16 protein-coding genes are annotated in these 19210 nt (G+C 67.5%); 14 read left to right on the top strand and 2 right to left on the bottom strand.

From position 1 onward, the window contains the following. Positions 1-104 precede the first annotated feature (104 nt). The 7 genes from IM738_RS11760 to IM738_RS11730 all read left to right on the top strand — a co-directional run bounded on the left by IM738_RS11760 (position 105) and on the right by IM738_RS11730 (position 9738). Positions 105-1079, top strand: coding sequence for a tripartite tricarboxylate transporter substrate binding protein (locus tag IM738_RS11760; protein WP_236966039.1), 975 nt, complete (start codon positions 105-107; stop codon positions 1077-1079). A 31-nt stretch (positions 1080-1110) separates the two neighbouring features. Further along, on the top strand, positions 1111-1902 hold the full coding sequence (locus IM738_RS11755; protein WP_236966038.1) for an enoyl-CoA hydratase/isomerase family protein: 792 nt from the start codon (positions 1111-1113) through the stop codon (positions 1900-1902). A gap of 5 nt (positions 1903-1907) precedes the next feature. Then, positions 1908-4016 carry an acetate--CoA ligase family protein gene (locus IM738_RS11750; protein ID WP_236966037.1) on the top strand — a complete coding sequence of 703 codons (2109 nt, stop codon included), beginning with the start codon at positions 1908-1910 and terminating at the stop codon, positions 4014-4016. Between the two features lie 10 nt (positions 4017-4026). Then, on the top strand, positions 4027-6081 hold the full coding sequence (locus tag IM738_RS11745; RefSeq protein WP_236966036.1) for a 3-hydroxyacyl-CoA dehydrogenase NAD-binding domain-containing protein: 2055 nt from the start codon (positions 4027-4029) through the stop codon (positions 6079-6081). A 2-nt stretch (positions 6082-6083) separates the two neighbouring features. Next, positions 6084-7409, top strand: a complete 1326-nt coding sequence (locus tag IM738_RS11740; protein WP_236966035.1) for an MmgE/PrpD family protein — start codon at positions 6084-6086, stop codon at positions 7407-7409. Between the two features lie 168 nt (positions 7410-7577). Then, positions 7578-8780, top strand: a complete 1203-nt coding sequence (pcaF, locus tag IM738_RS11735) for a 3-oxoadipyl-CoA thiolase (protein WP_236966034.1) — start codon at positions 7578-7580, stop codon at positions 8778-8780. 55 nt (positions 8781-8835) lie between these two features. Beyond that, on the top strand, positions 8836-9738 hold the full coding sequence (locus IM738_RS11730; RefSeq protein ID WP_236966033.1) for a LysR substrate-binding domain-containing protein: 903 nt from the start codon (positions 8836-8838) through the stop codon (positions 9736-9738). Between the two features lie 24 nt (positions 9739-9762). Here IM738_RS11730 and IM738_RS11725 read toward each other — a convergent pair whose 3' ends face one another. After that, the gene (locus IM738_RS11725; protein ID WP_236966032.1) at positions 9763-11649 is read right to left on the bottom strand and encodes a glycoside hydrolase family 3 protein; all 1887 of its coding nucleotides are present in this window, start codon (positions 11647-11649) and stop codon (positions 9763-9765) included. A 29-nt stretch (positions 11650-11678) separates the two neighbouring features. Continuing rightward, positions 11679-12710, bottom strand: coding sequence for a porin (locus IM738_RS11720; RefSeq protein ID WP_236966031.1), 1032 nt, complete (start codon positions 12708-12710; stop codon positions 11679-11681). A gap of 252 nt (positions 12711-12962) precedes the next feature. On the opposite strand from IM738_RS11720, the gene IM738_RS11715 reads away from it, so the two are divergent. From IM738_RS11715 to IM738_RS11685, 7 genes are all read left to right on the top strand, one after another. Beyond that, positions 12963-13973 (top strand): Bug family tripartite tricarboxylate transporter substrate binding protein, encoded by a 1011-nt coding sequence (locus IM738_RS11715; RefSeq protein WP_236966030.1) that lies wholly within the window; start codon positions 12963-12965, stop codon positions 13971-13973. A 51-nt stretch (positions 13974-14024) separates the two neighbouring features. Then, positions 14025-14750, top strand: coding sequence for an alpha/beta fold hydrolase (locus IM738_RS11710; RefSeq protein ID WP_236966029.1), 726 nt, complete (start codon positions 14025-14027; stop codon positions 14748-14750). Continuing rightward, positions 14747-15466, top strand: coding sequence for a substrate-binding domain-containing protein (locus tag IM738_RS11705; protein WP_236966028.1), 720 nt, complete (start codon positions 14747-14749; stop codon positions 15464-15466). Before IM738_RS11710 ends, IM738_RS11705 begins: the two co-directional genes overlap by 4 nt. Positions 15467-15693: 227 nt before the next feature. Beyond that, entirely contained in the window at positions 15694-16029 is a 336-nt protein-coding gene (locus IM738_RS11700; RefSeq protein ID WP_236966027.1) for a cupin domain-containing protein, read from the top strand. 82 nt (positions 16030-16111) lie between these two features. Beyond that, positions 16112-17377, top strand: coding sequence for an ABC transporter substrate-binding protein (locus IM738_RS11695; RefSeq protein ID WP_236966026.1), 1266 nt, complete (start codon positions 16112-16114; stop codon positions 17375-17377). Positions 17378-17408: 31 nt separating this feature from the next. After that, positions 17409-18296: a carbohydrate ABC transporter permease gene (locus IM738_RS11690; RefSeq protein WP_236966025.1), complete on the top strand. Its 888-nt coding sequence runs from the start codon at positions 17409-17411 to the stop codon at positions 18294-18296. A gap of 39 nt (positions 18297-18335) precedes the next feature. Further along, positions 18336-19208 carry a carbohydrate ABC transporter permease gene (locus tag IM738_RS11685; RefSeq protein ID WP_236966024.1) on the top strand — a complete coding sequence of 291 codons (873 nt, stop codon included), beginning with the start codon at positions 18336-18338 and terminating at the stop codon, positions 19206-19208. Positions 19209-19210 lie beyond the last annotated feature (2 nt).

Genomic DNA, 19210 nt, shown 5'->3' with positions numbered 1-19210 from the left:
GTCTCAAAACAAGCCTGAGTCCCTAAGCTTCGGGTTCGGTCAACAAGGCCGATGCGGCGCCTCTCACGAGGCCGTGCCTGAAACCATCCTCAAGGAGACATCCCATGAAATCACTTCCCACTTCCCTGCGCGGACTCGCCAGCGGCCTGTGTCTGAGTCTGGCTGCCATCGCAGGCGTCGCCCATGCCGAATACCCCGATAGGACCGTGCGCATCGTCGTGCCGTTTGCCGCTGCCGGCGGAACCGATTTGATCGCACGCACCCTGGGTCAGGGCATGTCCAAAGAACTGGGCCAGACGGTGATCGTGGAGAACAAGCCCGGCGCTGGCACCGTGATCGGCACCGACCTCGTCGCCAAGAGCCCACCCGACGGCTACACGCTGGTGATCGCCACGCTGGCGCACGCGGTGAACCCGAGCCTGCTGACGAAACTGCCCTACAACAACGAGACCGCGTTCGCCCCCGTGAGCCTGATCGGCAAGGGCCCGAACGTGCTGGTGGTCCGTACCGAGAGCCCGTACAAATCCGTGAAAGACATCCTGGATGCCGTGAAGGCCGGCAAGAAGCTGACCTACGCATCGCAGGGCAACGGCACCTCGGCTCACCTGGCGGGTGAGATGTTCACCAACCTGACCAAGGTCGAGCTGCTTCACGTTCCCTACCGCGGCGCAGGCCCGGCCATGACCGACCTTCTGGGTGGCCAGGTGGACCTGTTCTTTGGCACGGCTGCAGCGGTGTCCAGCATGGTCGACCAAGGCAAGCTGCGGGCCATTGCGGTGACGACACCCGAGCCATCGCCCGCGTTCAAGGGTGTCCCCACGGTCGCTGCCACCGTGCCCGGCTACTCGGTTGAAAGCTGGTACGGATTCTTTGTGCCGGCCGGCACACCGGCCCCCGTGATCGCCAAGCTCAACACCGCCGTCAAGAAGGCGGCGCAAAGCCCTGAATTCGTGAAGAAGGTGGAGCACGAAGGCCTGGTGGTCACCGCTTCGGATCCCGCCGAGTTCGACCGCTATGTGAAGGCCGAGGAGGCGCGCTGGAGAAAGATCGTCAAGGAAAACAACATCCGGGCCGAATGAGCGACGAAACATCGAGCGATCGAACAACACCATGGACCACCACCTGATCGAACTGACGGTGAGCAGCGACATCGCCACACTCACCCTCAATCGCCCCGACAAACGCAATGCCATGAGCGACGGCATGCGCTCGGAATTCATCCACGCGCTCGAATCGGTGACCGCCGACAAGGCGATCCGCGCCCTGGTGCTGACCGGCGCCGGCAAGGGCTTCTGCGCTGGTGGCGACATCAGCGGGATGCAGAAGCGCATGAACGCCCCGGCGGGCGAAGTGGGCTTCAACGGCTGGCACCGCCAGCAGCGCGTGCACCACACGCAATCGCTGCTGCACACCTGCCCCAAGCCGGTGATCGCCGCCGTGAACGGCGTGGCCTCGGGCCTGGGCGCCGACACGGCGCTGGCCTGCGACTTCATCATCGCCAGCGAGTGGGCGAGCTTCGCCTGGTCGTATGTGCTGCGCGGCATCATCCCGGATGGCGGCGGCATGTACTTCCTGCCGCGCCGCGTGGGCCTGGCCAAGGCCAAGGAACTCATCTTCACAGGCCGCCAGGTCAAGGTGGATGAAGCGCTGGCGCTGGGCATCGTGGACCGCAAGACCAGCGCGGACACGCTGCTGGCCGACGCGCAGGCCTGGGCCGCCGAGCTGAGCCAGGCGTCGAGCACGGCCATCGCGCTGACCAAGACCATCCTCAACCAGAGCTTCGAGCTGACCTCGCACGACGTGTTCGCGCAGGGCAGCCAGGCGCAGGGCATCTGCTACACCAGCAGCGAGCACCGCGCTTCGGTGGAAGCGTTTCTGGCCAAGACCGCCGGCAAGGAGTGAAGACCATGGACGCCCCCATCAACGCGATCTCCCGTCTTCTGCAGCCGCGCAGCGTGGCCATCATCGGTGCTTCGGCCGACCCGGGCAAAACCGCTGGACGCCCGGTGGCCTACCTGCAGAAGCACGGCTTTGCCGGTCGCATCCTGCCGGTGAACCCCAAGGCCGACCGCATCGGCGACCTGCCGTGTTACGCCGACATCGCTTCGTTGCCGGAAACGCCCGATGTCGCCATCGTGCTGCTGGGCGCTGAGCGGGCCCACCTCGCGGTGAAGGAACTCTCGGCGCGCGGTTGCGCGGCGGCCATCGTGCTGGCCAGTGGCTACACCGAGACCGGCGAAGACGGCGCGCGCCGCCAGAAGCAACTGGTGGAAGCGGCCGGGTCCATGCGCATCCTGGGGCCCAACACCATCGGCCTGGTGAACCTGACCGACGCCATCGTGCTCTCGGCCACCGGAGCGCTGGAGATGGATGAATTTCCGGTGGGCGGCATCGGCGTGGTGTCGCAAAGCGGCGGCATCCTGGGCTCGCTGCTGTCGCGGGCCGCCGCGCGCGGCATCGGCCTGTCCAAGCTGATTTCGACCAGCAATGAGGTGGACCTGGAGCTGGCTGACTTCATCGACCACCTGGCGGACGATCCGGCCACGCAGGTGATCGCGCTGTACGTCGAAACCGTGCGCGACCCCGCCAAGTTCCGGGCCGCCTGCCTCAAGGCGGCGAGCAAGGGCAAGCCGGTGGTGGCCTTCAAGATCGGCCGCTCGGAAGCGGGCGCCCAGGCCGCCGTGTCGCACACCGGTGCCATGGCGGGCGCCGACCGCATGTACGACGCGCTGTTCAAGCAGGTGGGCGTGATCCGCGCGCATACCTTCAACGACCTGCTGGACATCCCCGTGGCCCTGGCGACAGGCCGCCACATGCGCGGCCAGCGCGTGGCGATTCTCACCAGCACCGGCGGCGCCGGCACGCTGGTGTCCGACGACCTGGGCGTGGCCGGTTTCGAGACCCCGGCGCCGGATGCCGCCACGGCCGAGGCGCTGCGCGCGCTGCAGACCGGCAGCGAAGCCGTGCTGGACCGCAACCCGATCGACGTGACCCTCGCCGGCCTGCGGCCTGACCTGCTGCGCGGCGCGATCCGTGCCCTGCTGGCCAGCCCGACTTACGACGCGCTGGTGATCATCGTGGGTTCGTCCAGCCTGGCCATGCCCGAGCTGATGGCCAACGCCATCCGCGACTGCCTGCCCGATTCGGACAAGCCCGTGATGGCCTATGTGAGCCCGCACGCGCCCGAGGTGGGCGCCTTGCTCACGCGCCACGGCGTGCCCGCTTTTGCCGCGGCCGAGAGCTGCACCGCGGCGCTGGCCGCCATGTACAAGGTGAGCAGTTTCGTCGCACCGGTCGAGGACACGGATGCGGGCAGCGCCGTCGACACGGGTGAGCTGCCTTCGGGATCGCTGGACGAGGCACAGGCCAAGCAGCTGTTCGCTCGTTTTCAGGTGCCCTGTGCCGCCGAGCGCGTCGTCACCACCCCGGCCGAGGCTGAAGCTGCCGCGCGCGAGCTGGGTGGCCGCGTGGTGCTCAAGATCCTCTCGTCGCAGATCACGCACAAGAGCGACGTCGGTGGTGTGGCCATCGGCCTCACGCCCGAGACCGTGGGTGAACGCCTGATCAGCATGACCGCCGACGTGCACGCCAAAGCCGGCGTGCGCCCCGACCGCTTCCTCGTGCAGGAGATGGTGGGCGGTGGCACCGAGCTGATCCTGGGCATGCACCGAGATGCGCTGGGCACGGCCGTGCTGCTGGGCATGGGGGGCGTGACGGCCGAACTGTTCAAGGACACCACCATGCGCCTGCTGACGCAGGACGCGCAGGGCCTCCACGCGCTGAGCCGCGCCGATGCGCTCTCGATGGCGAAAGACCTCAAGACCTGGCCGCTGCTCGACGGCTTCCGCGGCCGGCCCAAGGCCGACGTGGACGCGCTGGTGGATGCCATCGTGGCCTTCTCCCGCATGGCGGCGCAACTGGGGGACCGACTGGTGGAAGCCGAGATCAACCCGGTGTTCGTGCGCGCACAAGGCCAGGGCGTGAGCGCCGCCGACGGCGTGGTCGTGCTGGCCTGAGGGAGCCTTCATGACGCCACGCGTGCACCTGGAACGGGATGGCGAGATCGCCGTCATCGTGATTCACAACCCGCCCATCAACGCCGGCTCGGCCGCCGTGCGGCAGGGTTTGATGGCCGCCATCGAGACCCTGCGCAGCGACGACACGCTCGAAGGCGCGGTGCTCATCGGCGCCGGCAGCACCTTCATCGCCGGGTCTGACCTGCGCGAGTTCGGCCAGCCGCTGACCGAGCCGCAACTTCCCTCGGTGATCGCCGCCATCGAGGCCTGCGGGAAACCCGTGGTGGCGGCGCTGCACGGCGCCGCGCTGGGCGGTGGCTTCGAGCTGGCGCTCGGCTGCGATGCGCGCGTCGCCGCGCCGGGCACCGTGGTCGGTCTGCCCGAGGTGACGCTGGGCATCATCCCCGGCGCGGGCGGCACGCAGCGGCTGCCGCGCATCGTCGGCATTCCGCGCGCGATCCGTTTGATCTGTTCGGGTGAACGGGTGCCCGCTGCGGCGGCGCTGGAGGCGGGCCTGGTGGACCAGATCGCCACCGACGATCTGCGCAGCGCTGCGGTGGCGCACGCCAGGCAGCTCAAAGGAAAGAAGCAGCGGGTGCGCGAACGGGCGGTGCCCACGGCCCAGAGCGCGGACGTGGATGAAGCCAGCAGCGCAGCACTCAAGGCCGGCAAGCGCCGACCCGCGGTGCAGGCGGCCATTGATGCCATCACCGCCACGGCCCGTGTGGGCATCGACGACGGCCTGGCCAACGAGCGCGCCGTGTTCCAGCAACTGCGTGTCTCGCGCGAGGCCTTCGCGCTGCGGCACCAGTTCTTTGCCGAACGCGACAGCGGCAAGCACCCTTCACTGGACGGCGCCGTTCCACGCGCCGTGGAGCTCGTGGCCGTGATCGGCGCGGGCACCATGGGTTCGGGCATCGCCATCGCGGTGCTGGACGCGGGCTACCGGGTGCTGCTGCTGGAACGGGATGCTGCCGCCTTGGAACGTGGCGCACAACGCATCCACGCGCACTACGCCTCGCGGGTGCAGGGCGGCAAGCTCAGCGCCAGTGGGGCCGCAGCGGTTGAAGCCCGGCTTCAGACCAGCCTGGACTGGGCCGAACTGGCCGGCGCCGACCTGATCATCGAGGCCGTGTTCGAAGAGCTGGGTGTGAAGCAGCAGGTGTTCCAGCGCATCGACGCCGTGGCGCGTCCGGGTGCGGTGCTGGCTTCCAACACCTCGTACCTGGATCTGGACGCCATTGCGGCGGCCACTTCGCGACCGCACGACGTGATCGGTCTGCACTTCTTCAGCCCCGCGAACGTCATGAAGCTGATGGAAGTGGTGCGCGGACAGGCCTCTGCGCCCGGTGCGCTGGCCACCGGCCTCGCGCTGGGCAAACGGCTGAAGAAGCTGCCGGTGCTGACCGGCAACGCCTTCGGCTTCATCGGCAACCGGCTGTACGCGGCCTACCGCCGCCAGTGCGAGTTCATGGTCGAAGAGGGCGCCTGGCCCGAACAGGTGGACGCCGCGCTGCAGGCCTTCGGTTTTGCCATGGGGCCGTTTGCGGTGGCCGACCTGTCGGGGCTGGACATCGCCTGGCGCATGCGCCAGGCCCAGGCCGCCACGCGCGACCCGCTGGCCCGCTACGTGCACATCCCCGACCGCCTCTGCGAAGCGGGCCGCCTGGGCCGCAAGACCGGTGCGGGCTACTACGGCTACCCCGAAGGCAGCAAGGGTCCGCAGGTGGACGAGGCCGTGCATGAACTCATCGCGTTGTGCCGTGCCGAAAGAGGCGTGACCCCGCGCAGCCTGAGCGACGAAGAGATCGTGCGCCGTGCGCTGCTCGCCATCGTCAACGAGGCCGCGCTGCTGCTGGCCGAAGGCGTGGCCGAACGCGCCACCGACGTGGACGTGGTGCTAGTGAACGGCTACGGCTTCCCGCGCTGGGAAGGCGGCCCGGTGTTCTGGGCCCGCGAACGCGGTGCTGCCGCGCTGCAGGACGACATGCCTTGGCTGGCCGGGCTCTGCGGGCCGGGCTTTGTGGCCGGCGACCTGCGCCACCTGCTCACGACGGAGAACTGAAGATGCACGCCGTTGAAACATTCGCGCGCTTTGCCACGGGCTTTGCCCAGGCACCCCTGCCCGCCGAGGTGGCGCACCACGCCCAGCGCGCGGTGATCGACTGGTACGCCTCGATCTACCCGGGCCTCGACACCCCGGCGGTGCAGGTGCTGATGCAGACCATGGCCGACGACCTGGACCGCGGTGCATCGCACCTGGTGCAGGGGCGGTCAGCCACCACGCGCGCGGCCGCCCTGATCCAGGGCACGGCCGCACACGCCGCCGAGGTGGACGACAGCTTTCGCGATGCGATGTACCACCCCGGTGCGGCCACCATCGCAGCGGCCCTGGCCGTGGCCCAGTCCACGGGCGCCAGCGGCCCCGAGTTCCTGCGCGCCGTGGTGCTGGGCTATGAAGTCTCCACCCGCATCGGCGTGGTGATGGGCCGCCCGCACTACAGGTACTGGCACAACACCGGCACCATGGGCAGCTTTGGCGCTGCCGCCGCCGCGGCGAGCCTGCTGAAGCTGGACGAGGCCGCCTTTGCCCACGCACTGGCCATCGCCGCCACCTTCACCGCCGGTCTGCAACAGGCCTTCCGCCTGGAAGCCATGGCCAAACCGCTGCACGCCGGGCGCGCGGCCGAGGCGGGTGTGCTGGCGGCGCAACTGGCCGCGGTCGGCATGCGCAGCTCGCTCGATGTGCTGGAGGGCGAATCCGGGCTGGGCCATGCCATGAGCGAAGGGCCCGACTGGTCCGCCGTGGGCGCCACCCTCGGAGCCGACTTCCACATCACCCGCCTGACCTTCAAGAACCACATCGGTTGCGGCCACACCTTTGCGGCCATCGACGGCGTGCTGGCCTTGCAGCAGCAACACGGCTTCACCCACGCCGACATACAACACGTGGCGCTCGGCGTCTACCAGCCCACGCTCGACATCGCCCCCCATGTGGACCCGCAGAACGCCGACCAGGCGCGCTTCAGCCTGCACTACATGGTGGCCACCGCGCTGGTGCACGGCAGCGTGCGCCTCTCGGCGTTTGAACCAGATCGCCTGAACGACCCGGCCACGCGTGCGCTGATGCAGCGCATCCACAAGACGCTCGACCCCGCCGTGGACGCGGCGTTCCCGGGCCGGCGCGGTGCGCGTGTGACCATCACCCTGCGCGACGGTCGAACCCTGACGCTGCTGCAACCCGACCGCAAGGGCGACCCCGAACTGCCGCTGTCCGACGCCGACCTGGAGGGCAAGCTGATGGAGCTGGCCACGCCGGTGATCGGCGAAGCCGATGCCCGCGCGCTGCTCGACCGCATCTGGCAACTGCACCAGAGCGCCGAACTTCCTTGAAATGAAACGCCCCCTGCGCCGCTTCGCGTCTTCCCCCTCTCTCGCCTTCGGCGGGAGGGGGACGGCACCAGAGGCCCGGCAAAGCCGGTTCCTCGGTGCCCCTGGGTGGCGTTGCTTCGTGCGGTGTGATTGGCGCTCCGTCGCTGTAGACAACTGAAGAAAGAAACCATGACCCACGCTTTCATCTGCGACGCTGTGCGCACCCCCTTCGGCCGCTACGGCGGTGCCCTCTCCAGCGTGCGTGCCGACGACCTGGGTGCGATCCCTTTGCGGGCCTTGCTGGAACGCCACCCGCAACTGGACTGGGAAGCGGTGGCCGACGTGATCTACGGCTGCGCCAACCAGGCCGGCGAAGACAACCGCAACGTGGCGCGCATGAGCGCGCTGCTGGCGGGTATGCCCGTCTCGCTGCCCGGCTCCACGGTGAACCGCCTCTGCGGCTCGGGCCTGGACGCGCTGGGCACGGCGGCGCGCGCCATCAAGAGCGGCGAGGCCGAGCTGATGATCGCCGGCGGGGTGGAGAGCATGAGCCGCGCACCGTTCGTGATGCCCAAGGCGACCAGCGCGTTTTCGCGTGCCAACAGCGTGGAAGACACCACCATCGGCTGGCGCTTCGTCAACAAGTTGATGAAGGCGCAATACGGCGTGGACAGCATGCCCGAGACGGCTGAAAACGTGGCGACCGAGTTCAACATCTCGCGCGCTGACCAGGACCGCATGGCGCTGGACTCGCAGACCAAGGCCCTGGCGGCGCAGCAGGCCGGCGTGTTCGACGCCGAGATCGTGCCGGTGCATGTGCCGCAGAAGAAGGGCGATGCCCTGGTGGTGAACCGCGACGAACACCCGCGCGCCACCACGCTGGAAGCGCTCGCCAAGCTGAAAGGTGTGGTGCGGCCCGAGGGCAGCGTGACCGCCGGCAACGCCTCGGGTGTGAACGACGGCGCCGCCGCGCTGCTGCTGGCCAGCGAAGCCGCCGCCGCCCGCCACGGCCTCACGCCGCGCGCCCGTGTGGTCGGCATGGCCACCGCCGGTGTGCCGCCGCGCATCATGGGCATGGGTCCCGCACCGGCCACGCGCAAGGTGCTGGCGCTCACCGGCCTGACGCTGGCGCAGATGGACGTGATCGAACTCAACGAGGCCTTTGCCGCGCAAGGCCTGGCCGTGTTGCGCGACCTGGGCCTGGCCGACGACGATGTGCGTGTGAACCCCAACGGCGGCGCCATCGCCCTGGGCCACCCGCTGGGCGCGAGTGGCGCCCGCCTGGCCACCACCGCCATCAACCAGCTGCACCGCGGCGGTGGCCGCTACGCGCTGTGCACCATGTGCATCGGGGTGGGGCAGGGCATCGCGGTGGTGCTGGAACGGGTCTGATGACACCGCGGCGCATCACCGGCCCGTCCGGCCAACTTTGAAAGGCTGAGCCACCATGGATCTGCGTCAACTCCGCTATTTCGTGACCGTCGCTGAGGAGTTGAATTTCAGCCGCGCCGCGCTGCGCCTGCACATGAGCCAGCCGCCTTTGTCGCACCAGATCAAGATGCTGGAAGACGAGCTCGGCATCGTGCTGCTGGAGCGCAACCGACGCGAGGTCAAGCTCACGGCGGCCGGGCGCACCTTCCTCCACGACAGCCGCGCGCTGCTGGACCAGGCGCAGGTCGCGCTCCAGCGGGCCCGTCTTTCAGGGCAGGGGCGAACCGGCACGCTGCGGGTGGGCATGGCCACCTCGGCGATCGACCGCGTGTTGCCTGCGTTCCTGGCGGGTGTGCGCGAGCGCGGTGCGCAGGCTCAGGTGGTGTTGACCGACATGGGTTCGGAAGACCAGGTGCGCGCCCTGACACAGGACCGCATCGACCTGGGGTTCGTGCATGCCCGCGTGGTGGCCAAGGCACTGGCGCGCCGGCCGGTGCACATCGAAGGACTGGCCGTGGTCCTGCCCGAAGGCCATGCCTTGGCCGGGCGCAGCGCGCTGGGCCTGCTCGATCTGGCAGAGGAACCCATGGTCACTTTTTCGCGCGAGCACCGTTCGGCGCTGTTCGACTCGCTGGTGGCGGCCTGCATGAATGCGGGTTTCAGCCCGCGACTGGTGCACGTGGCGCGACACCCGATGAGCATGTTCCAGATGGTGCGGCAGGGGCTCGGCATCTGCGTGGTGCCGGCGTCCTATGCCAGCGCGGCAGGCAAGGGTCTGTGCGTCTTCGCCCTGCCACCCGAGGCGGGCGTGATCCAGATCGACGCGGTGTGGCGACCCGACATCACGTCGCCGCTGTTGCAGGAGGTGGTCGATGTCGTGCTGCCCGATCTGGTACCGACCATGGGCAGCTCGAACTGAGTCCGTGCGTCGAACTGCCGTGATTCAACCGTAGCTCAGGCCCTGACCACGGTGCGTGGTGAGCTCGGTGGGTGATGGCCGTTCACCGCTCCAAGGCAGATCAAAGGGCAAACGGCCCGTCGGCGCATGACGACCCGTCAGCACATCGAACAACGCCTCCGGGCGCAGACCGAAGTGCGCCACGATGGCCGTGGCCCAGGGCGCGATGCGGGCCAGGTCGGCGGGTCGCTCCAGGTAGATCGACACCACGGTCGGCACACAGGCGGCGATCTGGCGAAACGTCCGGACCGTGGGGTCATCTTCGGCAAAGCCCGTGTCACCTTCGCGGTAGCGGCGCCCGAAGAAATGTTGCGGGTGCAGCACCTCATGGGGCGTGGTCAGTCCGATGATGGCGAGGTCGGCGTCTTCGGGCCGTTCTGCCACCTCCAACCCGTACCGCCGGGCCAGCTCGGCATCGATCTGGTGCAGGTACAGCGTCGTCCTGCCGCGCAGCGGCAGCGTGGCCCTGTGGTTTTTCAGCAGGACCAGCGAGCGCCGTTGCGCTTCCAGCGCCATCGCCTGCGCGGCATCCTGGCCCACCAGGGACTCGGCCGCGTCCTCGTCGACGTAGGGGTCCTCGAACAAGCCCAGCGCAAACCGTTGGGTCATGATGCGGTGCACCGCTTGATCCAGTGTCGCCATGGGCAGCAGTCCCCGCTGGACCGCGTCGATGATCCCGCCCGGATCCTGCGCACCGCCAAACTGGTCCACACCGGCCAGCACCGCCTTGGCGAAACGCTCGCTCCTGGGCAGATCTTCCACCCCCCAGGGCATGGCAATGTCTTGCGGACCCGGCAGGCTCCCGGGTGGCGCTCCTTCGATGCAGGCGCGGCTGGCATCGTCGGTGATGTGCCAATCGGACATCACCACACCGGCGAAGCCAAACCGATGGCGCAGGACGTCGGTCAGCAGTTGCCGGTTGAAGCCCACGCCCACGCGTTCGATCTCACCCTGGGTCCCTTGCACGGTCAGGCCCGCGGGCGGCAAGCTGTAGGCCGGCATCACGGCCCCCACGGCGGCGGCAAAGGCGCCGGTGAATGGCACGATGTGCGATTCGATGTCGGCACTGCTGGCGCCCATGTGCCGGCCGTAGTGGTTGTGGGCATCGAAGCCATCGACCTGTGTGGCGCCGTAGCCCACCCAGTGCTTGACCACCGACACCACGCTCTCCGGCGACAGACCACGGTCACCCGCCTGCATGCCTTCTACATAGGCCCGCACCAGGCGCGCGGCCAGTTGGGGCTCGTTGCCGAAGCAGCCACTGCCGCGGTGCCAGCGCGGATGGACCGCGAGATCGGCCATTGGCGAGAGCGCCATCCGGATGCCCACCGCGCGGTACTCCTGCCGCACGCTCGCGGCATGGCTTCGCACCAGATCTTCATCGCCAATGGCCGCCAGACCGGCGGGGTCCGGCCACTGCGTGAAGGCGCCCGCCGCCACGCTGACCCCCTGCGATGCGGCGAACTGGTTGCGAGGGTCGGACGACAGCAGCGCCGGGATGCCCAGCCGGCCCGTTTCGGCGATGGCCTGGAGCTGGTTGTGCTGTGCAGCCATCTCGCGCACCCCGGTGTTCAACCGGTTCAGAAACGCCGTGATGTGGCGCCCGAGCACCATCTCGGACACCGCGGGGAACGCCCAGGCCACGCCGGCGCCGGGCAGCGTCGACGAGGCCGAGGACGGCGGGTTGGCGTGCATCATGGCGCCCCCCTTCTCGGCCAGGCTCATGCGAGCGACGAGGTCGCTCGCGCGCTCGCTGGCGGGCCGCCGCCAGTCCTCATAGGAGTCGAGCTGGCCGTTGCGGTTGTGGTCCTTGAACCGCAGGCCCGCCAGGTCCAGCCACGGGACATGTCGGGCCTGCAGATGCGCTTGCATGGTGGTCAGACCTAGGCGAGGGGCGCTGATCAGAAGCGGTGGCTCAGACCGAACTCGATGCCGCGGGAGGCCTGCCCGACCACGGCGGCCGGAGGCGTGCCCACGGCGAACTTGGCAGCGCCCTTGTTGGTGATGCGGGCGTAGGTGCCGTACAGGCTGGTGCGTTTGGACAGCGCGTGCACATAGCCCAGAGCCACCTGCGTGGCATCGTCGCCGCTGATCGAGGCCGCACCCTGCTGGCCGGAGGCGTCGGCGCGGGTGATGTTCGCGCGCACCGTGCCAGCCGACCCGACCGGCACATGGACGCCCAGCTGTGTGACGGTGCGCTTGGCCTCAAGGTACTCGTTGACCACCAGGCTGCCGAAGAGCTTGACGACGCCCAAGTCGTAGCGGCCGGCCAGCGAGGTGCGCTTGTGGTCGCCCGCGGTGGCGTCGATCACGCTGTAGGCGCCAGAGATGTTCAGCGGTCCGGCTGCGTAGCCGAGGCGGACGCCTCTGAAACCCGTTGCGGGAACGCCTTCGTCCGCAGCCCACATGGCGTTGGCGTAGAAACCACCCAGTGTCTTGGGCGTGTTGTAGGCCACCGAGTTGTCGGCGCGGGCCCAGAGACCGGTGCCTTCGATGCCGCTGCCGAACGCTGTCGAGTGGAACTTGCCCTGATCAGCGATCCCGCTGGTGCCAAAGGTGTCGTACTCACCGAAGGCGGTGTAGCCCGGTGTCAAGGAACGGCCCAGGACGACCTCGCCCATCGGGCCGGACAGGCTGACGGTGGTGCGGCGGTTCCAGAGGCGGGTGGCGTTGGCGGTGCCGTTGTCGAGGTTCACTGTGCCCTCGATCCATCCGCCCGCTTTCAAACCACCGCCCAGGTCTTCTTCCACCCGAACGCCGAACCGGCTGCCTGCCATGCCACCGCTGGCCAGGCTGCTGCCGGACTCAGAGCCGTTGCTGGTGTGGCGGATCGCCGCGTCGGCAACGCCGAAGACAGTGACATGGCTTTGTGCAGATGCGCTGGCCGCGGTCAGCAGGCCTGCCATGGCGATGGTGAGGTGGGTGTGTTTCAAGTGAATCTCCGGTGTTCGGTGTTGAGGGATGCCGGGGCCGGAATTTAGGTTTGCGCTCTGGAGCCGTCCAATACCGTTGGCATCCATCTCTGATTGCGTCCGCGAATAAGCGGACGGCCATCTGCTCAAGGCGAAGAGGAGGGCGAAGACAGGTTTGCGTTATCCGGTCGCGAGATATCTGTCGTTTCTCATCGGTATTGGACTGGGCATCGTCAGCCTCCTAAAGTTGGTGCTCCCAACCGAGGAATGACGATGAACTTGAATGCTGAACAACACGGGTCACTGGGGTCCGTCACTCGCCGATGGACTGCGCGGGCCCTGCTGGCTGTGGTGGTGTGCGCATCGGGTTTGGCTTTCGCCCAGTCCGAGTCGAGCTATCCCTCCAGGCCGATCAAGCTCATTGTTCCGTTCGTCCCCGGGGGGCCCAACGACATCGCGGCGCGACTGATTGCGCCTCACCTGGCCGAACGACTGAAGACCTCGGTCATCGTGACCAACATCGGCGGTGCGGGTGGACGCATCGGGTCCAAAGCGGTGACCGCTGCGCCACCCGATGGGTACACGATCATGATCGGTGGCACCAACCTCAACGTGGTGATCCCGGCCGTCTTCAAGGGGCTGGACTACGACCCGGTGAAGGACTTTGTTCCCGTGGGCGCCATCGCCACCGACGCCATGGTGCTGGCGATTCACCCGGGCCTGCCGGTGAAAAACGTGGCCGAGTTCGTGCAGTACAGCAAGAGCCATCCAGGCAAGGTGAATGCGGGCTCGGCGCCGGGTATCGGTCCGCATTTCGTGATCGAGCTGTTCAAGCTGCGCACGGGTGCCGACATGACTTTTGTTCCCTACAAAGGGGCCGCACTGGCGATCCAGGACACGCTGGGTGGGCACCTGGCGATGACCGTCACCAACAAGGCCGTTCTGCTGCCGTTGATACAGAAAAACCAGCTGCGAGCGCTGGCCGTGACCAGCCCCTCGCGCATGGCCGACATGCCCGACGTTCCCACGCTCAAGGAAAGCGGGGTGCTTGATGTGCCGTCGGTCAACTGGTATGGGCTGCTGGCGCCTGCGGCCACGCCGCCAGCGGTGGTTTCCCGCCTGCAATCGGCGCTGCGAGAGGTCGGCAAATTGCCCGCCGTGCTGGAGGGCATTCGAAAGCTGGGGCTCGAGCCCGAGTTCGAAGAGGACTTCGGTGCTGCCCTGGCCGCGCAGCGACGGGAGTGGGCGGTGATTGCCAGGGAGTCGCGCATCACGCTGGAGTGATGCCACCACCCCGCAGCCAGTCCAGCGATTTTCAAGAAGCCAACACCCAACATGACATCCACATCCCAACCCCGAACCTTCGTGCTCGTTCATGGCGCAGGCCATGGTGCCTGGGCATGGCGCCGCCTGGCCGACCTGCTGCGTGCCCATGGTCATCGCGTGCACACGCCCACGCTCACCGGGCTCGCCGAGCGTTCACACCTGATGAGCGGCGACATCACGTTGCAGACCCACATCCAGGATGTGGTGAACCTCTTCCGCTGGGAGGACATCGAAGACGCGACGCTGGTGGCCCACTCCTACGGTGGCTGGGTGGTCAGTGGCGCGGTCGAGCAACTGGAGACACGTGTTTCCGCCCTCGCGTATGTGGATGCGTTCCTGCCTGAAAATGGGCAGCGCGGCCACGACCTGCTGAACGAACAGCAGAAGGCCCAGCTGGAAGCGGCCAATGCCCAGGGGGACGTCTCCAGGCCCGGACCGACCAGCACCGCCCTGCGCATCCAGCGCCCCGAAGACGCGGCCTGGGTCGACGCCCACATCACGCCGCAGCCGCTGGGCGTTTCCATGGACCCGGTGCGACTGAGTGGGGCCCGCGAGCGTGTGCCACACAAGCTGTACGTGCGCACGCCCTTGTTCCCGCAGCCGGTCTTCGACGCGGCACTCGCCCGCTGTCAGGCCGATGCCGGCTGGCGCACTGCGGTGATGGACGGCTGCGGCCACGACCCGATGATCGACGACCCTGAAGGCCTGGCGGCACTGCTGGAAGGGCTGAAGTGACCGCCCGGCCTGTGCTGCGGGTGCTGGCGCCGCAAGCCTTCTCGCACGCGCTGGACGCGCTGGCCAAGCGCTTCACCGATGCGGGTGGACCGGCCGTGGAGATGGGCTACGGACCGGCGACCGGCAGCAGCGAGCGCGCCATCACGGCGCGACTGGATCGCGGCGAGGTGGCCGACGTGGCGCTGCTGCCGACACGGCTGCTCGAAGAACGATCACGCACCGGCCTGGTCCTGGCAGAGACCAGTGTCGAGGTGCTGCGCTCCGGCATTGGCCTTTGTGTGCAACAGGGGCAGCCTGTGCCCGATATCGGCACGGTGGACGCGCTGAGGCTTGTGCTGCTGCGGGCTCGGTCGGTGGCGCTCTCGCAGGCCGGCAGCGGCGAGTACGTGGCCGGTCAACTGTTGCAGCGTCTGGGCATCGAGTCCGACGTGTTGGGCCGCTGTCAGCGGTTCGCGCAAGAGCCGGTGGCCGCTGTGGTGGCGCGTGGAGATGCCGAGCTGGGCTTTCAGCAGATCTGCGAGCTGCTGCCCATGCCCGGTATCCGGTTGGTGGGCGCAATGCCAGAGGCCGTCCAGCACCGGACCGCAGTGTCTGCGGGGGTGCTCGTGTCGAGCGCGCAAGCGGAGCAGGCCTTGGGCTTTGTCCGGCACCTGCGATCACGCGCCGCCGTTCCCGTGCTGGCCGCAGCGGGACTGGATGCCGCTGCGGACCTGTGAGGGGTCGACCGGCCGCAGGCCGGGGTCCTCGCTGGGCGGCTTATTCGCTCTTGCGATCACAGTTCAATCCACACGGTATTGGACCGCTGGAAGCGTCCCAAATAGACTTTTTTCTCAGTGCAACAACGCAGAAAACCTCGCCCAAACTGGGTCAGGTGCCAACCATGAATGCAACCCATCAAGCACAGAAAACGGCGACCGGTTCCGCCGGTTTGACGGAGTGTGGCGTGTCCACGCACCCGTTGCCGACCGAGCGTGTGGGCATCAACGGCAAGGTACTGACCGCTGTCGAATTGCCGGCCGGATTCAACATGCGAGAAGGGCGCCGCCTGCGCATGCGCGAGGTCACCATTCAGCCCGGCGGCTTTCTGCCCATGCATTCGCATGCCAGCCGCCCCGCCGTGGCCTTTGTGCTGCAAGGCGTGATGACCGAATACCTCGAAGGCGAAGACCAGCCCGTGACGGTCCGCGCCGGTGAGTCCTACGCGACTTTCATGAAGCCGCACGCCTTGCAGAACCAGGGGTCGGTCCCGGTCGTGTTTCTCGAGATCGACCTCGTCTGACCCCCGCACCGCGGGTCACTTCCCGCTGTGCAAGCCCTGCATTTTCTGAACCTGAGCCTCACCATTCCAAGGAGACATTGACATGACATTCCCGTTCCAGATCCAGCCGACACCGCGCGCCACCCGTTGGGCCGCGTGCGCGCTGACCGTGTTGGCCACCACACCCCTGTGGGCCGCAGAAAAGGTGGAGGTCATCCACTGGTGGACCAGCGCCAGCGAAACGGCGGCGGTCGCGAAGTTCAAGGAAGCGGCTGCCCGGCGCGGTCTGGAGTGGGACGACCTGGCGGTGGGCGGGGGTGACAGCCAGCGCATTCTGCTCAAGACGCGCGTGGCCAAGGGCGATCCACCGACCGCGGCGCAAATCAATGGGGCCGTGCGCAGCTATGCGGCCAACCCCGACATCGTGGCCAACCTCGATGCCGTGGCCGCGTTAGGCAAGTGGGACGAGGTGCTGCCCGAGCCGGTGCGCCGCTATGCGCGGCTGGGGACCAAGAGCTACGTGGCGGTGCCCGTCAACGTTCACCGCCAGAACGTGATGTGGATCAGCACCGAGGCGATGAAGAAGATCGGCGCCACGGCCGCGCCCAAGACCTGGGATGAGTTTTTTGCCATGGCCGACAAGGCCAAGGCGGCGGGCATACAGCCACTGGCGATGGGGGAAGACATCTGGGTCAACTTCACCTTCATGCAGGTGGCCTTCACGACCCACAAGCCCGATGAGTACCGCAAGGCCTTCTATGAGGGGGACGATGCGCAGCTCAAGGGGCCAGGCATGGTCAAGGCCTTTGAGGTGATGCGCCGTCTGCGTGGCTATGTGGACCGCAGTGCCTCGACCCGAAAGTGGAACGAAGCCACCCAGATGGTGATTCAGGGCCGCGCCTTTGCGCAGGTGATGGGTGACTGGGCCAAGGGCGAGTTCACCGTGGCCGGCAAGCGCCAGGGCGCTGACTACCTCTGCGCCACGGTGCCCGGCAGTGGCCGGGGACATGTGTTCACGTCCGACGCCTTCCTGTTCTTCAAGGTCGCACAGAACGCCAAGGCCCAGGCCGATCTGGCGCAGGTCTTCATGGACAAGGACGCCCAGGTGGCCTTCAGTCTGGCCAAAGGCTCCGTGCCGGTGCGGACCGATGCCGACGTCTCGAAGTTCGACGACTGCGCCAAACAGAGCCACGCCGACCTCGTGGCCGGTGGCAAGGACGGCACGGCGGTCGCCACGCCCAACCTGTTCCAGTCGCCCGCACGCATCGGCGCGTGGCGCGACGTGGTGCTGTCTTTCTGGAACGACGACAGCATCACACCGCAGCAGGCGGCTGTGAGCTTCGCCAACGCGGCCAAGGCCAATCGTTGAGCGCGATCGATCAACCCAACACCGTCGCAACATGAGCGCCTCTTCACGACTCCTTCTGGACAAGTGGCTGCCCCAACTGGCCGTGTCGCCCGCCCTCGTGGTGAGCCTGGTGTTCTTCTACGGACTCACGATCTGGGTGGGCGCGGTGTCGTTCACAGACTCCGAGGGCGTGGTCACCTGGAACTGGGTGGGCTGGGAGCAGTACATCCGCCTGTTTGCCGATGACAGCTGGTGGCGCTCCCTGTGGAACCTGGCCAGGTACCTGCCGTTGGTGGTGGGTCTGCCGCTGATCCTGGGCTGCCTGCTGGCCATGCTGCTGGATCAGAAGGTGCGCTTTGAAAACGGCATCCGAACCGCTGTTCTGTATCCGTTGGCCTTGAGCTGGATCGTGGCCGGCACCATCTGGCGCTGGCTGCTGACCCCCGACACTGGCATCGAGAAGTGGCTGATCGGCGCGGGCTTTGAGGGGGCCGTGTTCGACTGGATCGTGCAGCCCAGGATGTCCATCTACGCACTCGTCATCGTGGCGGTCTGGGCCAGCACGGGTTTCGTGATGTCGATGTTCATCGCGGGGCTTCGCAGCATCGACGACTCGGTGATCAAGGCCGCCATGATCGATGGCGCCAGCAAACCGCGCATCTACCTGCGCGTGCTTCTGCCGACGCTGAGGCCCACCATCTTCAGCGCCGCGCTGATCCTCTTGCCCGCCGCGCTGCGCACCTTCGACCTGGTCGTGGTGCTCACCCAGGGTGGACCCGGGCAAAGCAGCGTGCTGCCGGCCTTCTACGTGTTCGACCGCTTCTTCCGCCGCGACCAGATGGGCCTGGGTGCCGCATCCGCCATGGTGCTTTTGATGACCTGCGCGATGGTTGCCGTGCCTTACATCCTGGGCGAGCTGAAGAAGCACCGCCACGACTGAACCCCATGGACCTCGACCTCTTTCCTCTGGGAGATTCGCATGCGTGAACGTTTGCCCGGTGAACGCCGTGGCCTGGGCCGCTGGCTCGTGTACGGCAGCCTGCTGCTGTCCGTGCTGTTCTTTGCACTGCCGGCGTGGTTTGCGCTGGTCAATGCCTTCAAACCGCTGGCCGACCTTCAGGCCGGCAACGTGCTCGGCCTGCCATCGCAGTGGACGCTGGAGCCCTGGGTTGAGGCCTGGAGCACCGCTTGCACGGGCGCATCGACGTGTGGCGGGCTCTCCCGCTATTTCATCGACTCGCTGCTGGTGGTGGTGCCCGCCACGGTCATCTCCACGCTCTGGGGTTGCTTCAACGGCTACGTGCTGGCTAAGTGGCGCTTTCGCGGGGTGGACCAGGTGCTGTTCCTCCTGATGTTCGGCATCTTCATGCCGGCGGCGCTGTTCGTGTTTCCGCTGTCGGTGGTGTTTTCGCAGCTGAACCTGTCGCACTCGCTGGTCGGTCTGGTGCTCGTGCACACGCTCTACAGCGTGCCGGTGGCGCTCTATTTCCGCAACTACTTCGTGGGCTTTCCGGGCGAGCTGATCAAAGCTGCGCGCATCGACGGGGCGGGCCTGTGGGTGATCTTCTGGCGGGTGGTCCTGCCTACCGCGAAACCCATCCTGGTGGTGGTCGGGATCATGCAGTTCACCGCCATCTGGAACGACTTCATCTTCGCGCTGGTGCTGGCGCCCAGCGATCAGCAGCTGGTCACGGTGGGCCTGAACAACCTGACCAACGTGCAGGAAGACGTGCCCCGCTACAACACCTACATGGCCGCTGCCGTGATCGCCGGCGCGCCCACCCTGGTGCTCTACATCCTGGCCGGCAAGTACTTCGTGCGCGGGCTGACCGCTGGCGCCGTCAAAGGCTGAAC

It is taken from the genome of Hydrogenophaga sp. SL48, from assembly GCF_021729865.1.
Classification (GTDB): domain Bacteria; phylum Pseudomonadota; class Gammaproteobacteria; order Burkholderiales; family Burkholderiaceae_C; genus Hydrogenophaga.
The sequence above is the reverse complement of the archived record's forward strand: the minus strand, read 5'-3'. Positions and strand labels throughout refer to the sequence as shown.

Bases quoted from the DNA above. Each gene is read 5' to 3' on its own strand.
- IM738_RS11740 (WP_236966035.1), top strand. From the start codon at position 6,084: ATGCACGCCGTTGAAACATTCGCGCGCTTTGCCACGGGCTTTGCCCAG.
- IM738_RS11710 (WP_236966029.1), top strand. From the start codon at position 14,025: ATGACATCCACATCCCAACCCCGAACCTTCGTGCTCGTTCATGGCGCA.
- IM738_RS11685 (WP_236966024.1), top strand. From the start codon at position 18,336: ATGCGTGAACGTTTGCCCGGTGAACGCCGTGGCCTGGGCCGCTGGCTC.
- IM738_RS11745 (WP_236966036.1), top strand. From the start codon at position 4,027: ATGACGCCACGCGTGCACCTGGAACGGGATGGCGAGATCGCCGTCATC.
- IM738_RS11715 (WP_236966030.1), top strand. From the start codon at position 12,963: ATGAACTTGAATGCTGAACAACACGGGTCACTGGGGTCCGTCACTCGC.
- IM738_RS11725 (WP_236966032.1), bottom strand. From the start codon at position 11,649: ATGCAAGCGCATCTGCAGGCCCGACATGTCCCGTGGCTGGACCTGGCG.
- IM738_RS11690 (WP_236966025.1), top strand. From the start codon at position 17,409: ATGAGCGCCTCTTCACGACTCCTTCTGGACAAGTGGCTGCCCCAACTG.
- IM738_RS11760 (WP_236966039.1), top strand. From the start codon at position 105: ATGAAATCACTTCCCACTTCCCTGCGCGGACTCGCCAGCGGCCTGTGT.
- IM738_RS11750 (WP_236966037.1), top strand. From the start codon at position 1,908: ATGGACGCCCCCATCAACGCGATCTCCCGTCTTCTGCAGCCGCGCAGC.
- IM738_RS11755 (WP_236966038.1), top strand. From the start codon at position 1,111: ATGGACCACCACCTGATCGAACTGACGGTGAGCAGCGACATCGCCACA.
- pcaF (WP_236966034.1), top strand. From the start codon at position 7,578: ATGACCCACGCTTTCATCTGCGACGCTGTGCGCACCCCCTTCGGCCGC.
- IM738_RS11695 (WP_236966026.1), top strand. From the start codon at position 16,112: ATGACATTCCCGTTCCAGATCCAGCCGACACCGCGCGCCACCCGTTGG.
- IM738_RS11730 (WP_236966033.1), top strand. From the start codon at position 8,836: ATGGATCTGCGTCAACTCCGCTATTTCGTGACCGTCGCTGAGGAGTTG.